Source organism: Micromonospora sp. NPDC048843, assembly GCF_040649965.1.
GTDB classification, from domain to species: domain Bacteria; phylum Actinomycetota; class Actinomycetes; order Mycobacteriales; family Micromonosporaceae; genus Micromonospora; species Micromonospora hortensis.
Map to the genome: position 1 here is coordinate 1 of NZ_JBEZGJ010000286.1, position 6,105 is coordinate 6,105.

At 70.4% G+C, this 6,105-nt stretch carries 6 protein-coding genes; 2 read left to right on the forward strand and 4 right to left on the reverse strand.

Annotation, left to right across the window (positions count from 1 at the left end; all coding sequences use genetic code 11):
* Positions 1-103: 103 nt before the first annotated feature.
* From AB0C20_RS34645 to AB0C20_RS34660, 4 genes are all read right to left on the reverse strand, one after another.
* A complete protein-coding gene (locus AB0C20_RS34645) occupies positions 104-823 on the reverse strand; it encodes a hypothetical protein (RefSeq protein WP_357189010.1) in 720 nt (239 codons plus the stop codon).
* A 237-nt stretch (positions 824-1,060) separates the two neighbouring features.
* Positions 1,061-1,405, reverse strand: a complete 345-nt coding sequence (locus tag AB0C20_RS34650; protein WP_357569593.1) for a toxin-antitoxin system HicB family antitoxin — start codon at positions 1,403-1,405, stop codon at positions 1,061-1,063.
* Between the two features lie 74 nt (positions 1,406-1,479).
* Positions 1,480-1,650, reverse strand: a complete 171-nt coding sequence (locus AB0C20_RS34655) for a hypothetical protein (protein WP_357569594.1) — start codon at positions 1,648-1,650, stop codon at positions 1,480-1,482.
* Positions 1,651-1,689: 39 nt separating this feature from the next.
* Complete coding sequence (locus AB0C20_RS34660; RefSeq protein WP_357189002.1) at positions 1,690-2,442, reverse strand: TIGR03089 family protein; 753 nt, start codon at positions 2,440-2,442, stop codon at positions 1,690-1,692.
* Positions 2,443-2,585: 143 nt separating this feature from the next.
* Between AB0C20_RS34660 and AB0C20_RS34665 the strand changes: the two genes are divergently transcribed.
* Both AB0C20_RS34665 and AB0C20_RS34670 read left to right on the forward strand, forming a co-directional pair.
* Positions 2,586-3,638: a hypothetical protein gene (locus AB0C20_RS34665; RefSeq protein ID WP_357189000.1), complete on the forward strand. Its 1,053-nt coding sequence runs from the start codon at positions 2,586-2,588 to the stop codon at positions 3,636-3,638.
* 54 nt (positions 3,639-3,692) lie between these two features.
* The gene (locus tag AB0C20_RS34670) at positions 3,693-5,999 is read left to right on the forward strand and encodes an esterase-like activity of phytase family protein (RefSeq protein ID WP_357569595.1); all 2,307 of its coding nucleotides are present in this window, start codon (positions 3,693-3,695) and stop codon (positions 5,997-5,999) included.
* Positions 6,000-6,105 lie beyond the last annotated feature (106 nt).

Genomic DNA, 6,105 nt, shown 5'->3' on the forward strand with positions numbered 1-6,105 from the left:
AGGCCGGCCCTGACCTGCTCAGCCAGGCCGTGCACGCCGCCGCCAACGGTTCATCGATCGGCCTGATGATGACGCAAACCTCTTGATCAACGGAGTCGATGGGTCACGACGTGGGGGGTGGACAGCGGTCGGGGAGGGTTACCTCGCCGGGGCGGTGGTCGAAGGTGTCCATGGTGAACCATTCGTCCAGCTCCGGGTCGAAGAGGTTCTGCAGGCCGAACTGCAACACCTGCCACCACCGGCTCGGGTCGTGCTGGTCGACGTAGATGTCGCCGAGCGAGATCGGGAACCGGAAGAACTCCCCCGGCACCGTGGAACCGCCGACCACCCCGACCCGCCAGTGGTCCACGTGCCGGCCCTTCTCACCCTGCAGAATCTCGGGCCCCACATAGCGGGCGGTCTTCAGCTTGTCGTTGAAAATCTGGCGGTTGAAGAACCCCGGGACTTTGCTGCACGCGCGGGGCGGAAACAGCGGGATGTTCGGCCACCTGTAGGTGAGCGTGTAGAGCGTGTTCTCGTAGATCAGGTTCGTGAACCAGATCGGATGGTCCGGGCCACCGGCGGTCATCTGGCTGTTGCCGTCGCGGCCCTGCCAGGAGAACGGCACGTCGATGCCGAGGTCCCGCACGATGTACCGGCCGGTGCCCTGGAAGTCGGCGGGGAGCAGCGGTGGGCGCGGCTCCCGCGAATCGGGGACCGTGGGACCGTCGGCCTGCGCCGCGCGGGGCAGCGGCGCCGCCGCCGGACCGGGCGCGACCACCCCGAGGGCGAACAGAGCGCCGGCCACCGCCGAAACCAGAGTCCGACGGGTACGCCTCGACACCATGCCTCCTCCGCCGACGTGCACAGTGGCCGGCGCACTGACCGCGCGCGTGCCTTCGGCGAAGCGTAGGAGCAGGAAAAATGTGAGAGCGGGCGGAACGGATGGCCTCCACCTGACGAGTGACGAGACGCGCACCGCCTGGAACCCAGAGCGGGCCCGAGCCGGCGTAAGGCGCACCTGACCGCTTGATCAACAGCGTCCTTCGAGGCGCGGGCAGGACATGCGCTGTCCGACCGCTCAGGCGGCGCGGAGCTTACGAAGGACGTACTGGTTGAGACTCATCCCGTCCTCGGCGGCCTCGATGGCGAGCTCGCGATGCAGGCTCTCTCCGACACGGAGGTTGAACTTGCCCGAGTAGCTTCGCTCCGCGAACGGCTGCGGCACCGCCTCGCCCTGCTCCTGCATGTCGGCGATCACCTCCTGCAACAGACCTTGAAGGCCCTGCAGCGCCTCCACCTGCGCGGGGGCCAGCCAGGAGAGCGACGGAAATTCGGCGCAGGTGGCGACAAACTCCTGGTCATCGACCGACCAGGTGACACGGTAGGTGTAGTGCGTGATCTCGGGACGGGCGTCGGGTTGCATCACATGGCCTCCTTCTTGTCGATCGCCTTGAGAACCTGCCGGACCTGGTACGCCTTGGCCTTGCCCTTGTCGTCCTAAATGTTGACGCGTGGTTCACCGGCCCACGGCATCCGGAACACGGCATGCGAGGTGCCCGTCTGCCGCGGCTTCCCGAAGTAGTGCTCGCACACCCGATAAAGATCGTTGTAGGCGATGTTCTGCTGACGCTGCCGCATCGCTTCGACAAGCCTGGCTATCGAGGGCACCCAGTAATGGTACTACCCGCAGTACCAGTACTCCACTCTTTAGAGGACCCGGGTCACCTGTTCGGCGGCGACCACTGCGTCCCGCCGCGCCGTGTCGAGGTTGGCGCTGATCACCACTGACGCGCCGGCCGAGAGCGGCGCGAGCAACCACTTCAGCGGCTGCTCGGTCTCGGCGGCGTCGACCAGGAGGCGGTCGCCAGCGCGCAGGTCCAGCATCGTGGCGAACTCCTGGGCGAGCGCGCCCCACTGACCGTAGGTGGTGCCGTCCGCGGTGGCCGGATCCGACGGGTGGATGGCGGTGTGGTCGGGCGCGCCGTCACCGTGCCGCAGCACCTCGGCGGACCAGTCCAACCAGCCCAACGGCACGTCGTCCAGCCGCCCCGGGCCGGTGCCGACGAGGTAGCGGTGCGGCGCGTCCGGCACGTCCTCCAGCCAGTCGTCCTGCCGCTCCGGCGTCACGAAGACCGCGTCGAACGGCCGGTCGCCGCCCGGTTCGAGCACCGCCAGGCCCGCTGTGGCGCGCGGTCGGAACGACACCGCCAGGCCCGAGGCCCAAGCGCCCAACAACACCGCTGCGGTACGCCAGTGCGGCGGCAGCAGGACCGCTACGCGGCTGCCGGGGCCGAGTCGGCAGCCGTCCCGCAGCAGGCTCGCGCTGCGTGCCGCCCACTGACCGACCTGCTGCGCCGTCAGGTCGACGCGCTCGCCGGTCGCCTCGTCGCGGTAGCTGAGCAGCGGACGCTCGGCCTCGACGGGCCGGGCCGCCAGGTCGGCAGTGACGGTTGGCTGCATCTCCACGCTCCCCGGGTCGACGTCGGCACCACAGTACTCAACGACTTTGGTCGCACCGGTCCTCGGCCGATGGCCGTATCGGGTGACCAGGTGACCCGCGCAGGGTGCAGGAAACGATCCCCGAGACGCCGCCAAGGAGCGCCATGCCGACCGGACCCGACCCCGTCAGCGCCGACCACCCCGCCGCCGACCGTCTGCCTTTGCGTCGGCGGCTCCTGCCGGTGATCGCGTTGCTGCTGCTCGCACCGTGGGCGGCCGAGTGCTCGTGGGGTGGCTTCGCCATCGACGACTTCCTGCCGGTGTTGATCTTCCTGGGCCCGATGTACGGCGGCGCGGCGCTCCTCATCCGGGAGACCGCCCGGCACCTCGGCGCGGGCTGGCCGACCATCGTGCTGCTCGCCGCCGCGTTCGGCGTACTCCAGGCCGGGCTGGTCGACCAGTCACTGTTCAACCCCGACTTCCTCGACGACACCCAGTACGCCGACACCCGGGCCGCCGCCGAGGCGACGCTGGTGCCGGGGCTCGATCTCAGCCTCCGACAGGCCTTCGACTACGTGGGCAACCACATCGTGCTGACGATCTGCGCGCCGATCGTGCTCATCGAGTCGTTCCTCGGGCCGGACCGCCGTCACCGGCCGTGGCTGGGCCGGCCCGGTCTCCTTGTCGTCGGTCTGATCTACCTGCTCGGCAGCCTGTTCATCTTCTCCGACATCAACGGTGACAAGGGCTTCCTGGCCAGCCCACTCCAGCTCACCGTCGCGGCGTTGCTGGTCCTCGCCCTCGTCGCGACGGCCCTGCTCCCTCGTTGGCGCCGCGCCCACCCGCGCCGGGCCCGTCGGGTGCCGAACCCCCTCTGGGTCGCTCTGCCGGTCGTCCTCGTCCGCCTCGGCTCCGACCTGACGCCCGGCTGGCCGGGGATGATCATCGCTTTGTCGCTCTCCGCCATTGCCGGAGGGCTGATCGCCTACTGGTCGTCCCACAACGGTTGGGGGCAGCGGCACGTGCTCGTTGCCGGCACCGCGGGCCTGGTCGTCGCCGCGGCGTTCGCGTACCTGGTGCCGCCGTACTCTCCGGCGAGCCCGGCCGCGGCCCTGGCCGGCGACGTCGCCGTCACCGTCATCACGGTCACCCTGGTCGTGGGAGCCTGGTGGCGGCTGCGCAGTGCTTCGCCGACTGTTCATGTTGGCGCAAGCTGACGCTCCCCGACAACTGTCAGCCTCCGTGCGGGTACGACCTAACGGAGGAAGTCCTTGACACTCAGAAGAGCATTCACCGCGCTCACCGCAGCCGGTGTCGCCGCCGCCAGCCTGACCGGGGCCACCCCCGCCTCGGCCGGCGGGCACCACCACCCAGGCCTGTCGCTCGCCTTCGACCGGGTCGCCACGTACCCGGTGTTCCAGAACCGTCCGGCCGGCGAGGATCCGACGACAGCGACGGTCGCCGAGATCTCGGCGGTCAGCGAGGACGGCCGCACCCTGATCCACACCGACGCGCTGGCCCGACGCATCGGCTTCCTGGACATCTCCCGTGCCGACCGGCCCCGCGGCCTCGGCACGCTCTCCCTGTCCCAGCTCGGCAACGCCGAGGACGAGCCGACCTCGGTCGCCGTGGTCGGCAGGTACGTGCTGGTGGTGGTGAACACCAGCGCCAGCTACACAGCGCCATCCGGCCGCCTCGACGTGATCGAGCTGGCCAGTCGCGAGCGGGTGGCCAGCTTCGATCTCGGCGGTCAGCCCGACTCGATAGCGATCAGCACTGACAAGCGGTACGCCGCGATCGCCATCGAGAACGAGCGCGACGAGGAGGCCACCCCACCCGGCGGTGAGGAGGGCGACCTGCCCCAGGCGCCCGCCGGGTTCGTGCAGATCGTCGACCTGGCCGGGAAGTCTCCGGCCGGTTGGCGGCTGCGGCCGGTCGCGCTGACCGCTGCCGACGGCAGTGCGCTGCCCGCGCTGGTGCAGGCGGGTCTCGCCGCGCCGACCGACCCCGAGCCGGAGTACGTCTCGATCAACAGCCGCAACCAGTTGGCAGTGACGCTCCAGGAGAACAACGGCGTCGCCCTGATCGACCTACCCACCGGCCGGCTCACCACTGTGTTCAGCGCCGGCACCGCCACCATCAGCGGCATCGACACCAAGAAGGACGGTGTCATCGACCTGACCGGCGGCATCACCGACGTGCCGCGCGAGCCGGACGCGGTGGCCTGGGTCGACGACCGCTATCTCGCCACTGCCAACGAGGGCGACTGGCACGGCGGCACCCGTGGCTGGTCGGTCTTCGACAGCCGCAGCGGACGCGTCGCCTGGGACGCCGGCAACACCTTCGAGCGGCTCGCCGTCACATACGGGCTGCACAACGAGGACCGGGCCGGCAAGAAGGGCACCGAGCCGGAGGGCGTGGCCGTCGCCGAGTACGACGGCGTCCGGTACGCGTTCGTCGGCTCGGAGCGGAGCAACTTCGTCGCCGTCTACGACCTGGACGACCCCACCCGGCCGGTCTTCCGGCAGGTGCTGCCGACCACCAACGGGCCGGAAGGGCTGCTGCCCATCCCGTCGCGCGGGCTGCTCGCGGTCTCCAGCGAGGAGGACGACGCCGCCGTCAACGTCCGGGCCTCGGTGTCGCTCTTCCAACTCGGCAGGACCACCCCGGCGTTCCCGAGCATCGTCTCCGGCACCGACCGGGCCGGCACCCCGACCGGTTGGGGAGCACTCGGCGCGCTGAGCGCCGCACCGGGCAAGCGGGACCAGCTCTACAGCGTCACCGACGCGGCGTACGGCCAGACCCGGATCCTCAACATCGACGCGAAGCGGACGCCGGCCGTGATCACCGGCGCACTGCCGGTGCGGGACGCGGCCGGCGCTCCGGTCGGATACGACGCGGAGGGCATCTTCGCCCGCCCGCAGGGCGGCTTCTGGCTCGCCGTGGAGGGTGCCAAGGGCGCGGAGAACAAGCTGGTCCGGCTCGACGCCGCCGGGGTGACCCGGCAGACCGTCGCACTGCCCGCCGAGGTCGCCGCCGGCCTCGGCAAGCAGGGCCTGGAGGGCGTCACCGCTACCAGCGACCGGCAGGGCCGGGAGATCGTCTGGGTGGCCGTGCAGCGGGAGTTGAGCACCGACCCGGTCGGCATCGTCCGGCTCGGCCGCTACGACGTCGCGGCGGGCACCTGGAGTTGGTTCGGCTACCAGTTGGGGACCACCACAGTGGCTGGCGACTGGATGGGCCTCTCCGAGATCACCGTCGTCGGCGACCGGCTCGCGGTCATCGAACGGGACAAGCTGAACGGCCCGGCCGCCGCTGTGAAGCGGATCTACACGGTGCCACTGCCCGGTGCGGCGGCCACCGGGCCGCTGACAGTGCTGCCGAAGACGCTCGCCGTCGACGTGCTGCCCGCGCTGCGCGCCACAAACGGATGGACGCAGGAGAAGCTGGAGGGTCTGACAGTGGCCGGCAACGGCGAGGTGTACGCGATCACCGACAACGACGGGGTCAAGGACGCCACCGGCGAGACGGTGCTGCTGCGCCTCGGCTCCAGCCGCAAGGTCTTCGGCCGCCGCTGATCCGGCAGCCGACCTGGCCCGGCGTCCACAAACGTGGACAAGTGGCTGAAGGTGACCCGGGCCATCCCCTGGCGGCAGCCGATCGCCTCGCTGAACTACCTGCTCT

What these genes read in the sequence shown, in the direction of transcription:
- AB0C20_RS34650 (WP_357569593.1), bottom strand. Translation starts at nt 1,405, where the DNA reads ATGCAACCCGACGCCCGTCCCGAGATCACGCACTACACCTACCGTGTC.
- AB0C20_RS34660 (WP_357189002.1), bottom strand. Translation starts at nt 2,442, where the DNA reads ATGCAGCCAACCGTCACTGCCGACCTGGCGGCCCGGCCCGTCGAGGCC.
- AB0C20_RS34665 (WP_357189000.1), top strand. Translation starts at nt 2,586, where the DNA reads ATGCCGACCGGACCCGACCCCGTCAGCGCCGACCACCCCGCCGCCGAC.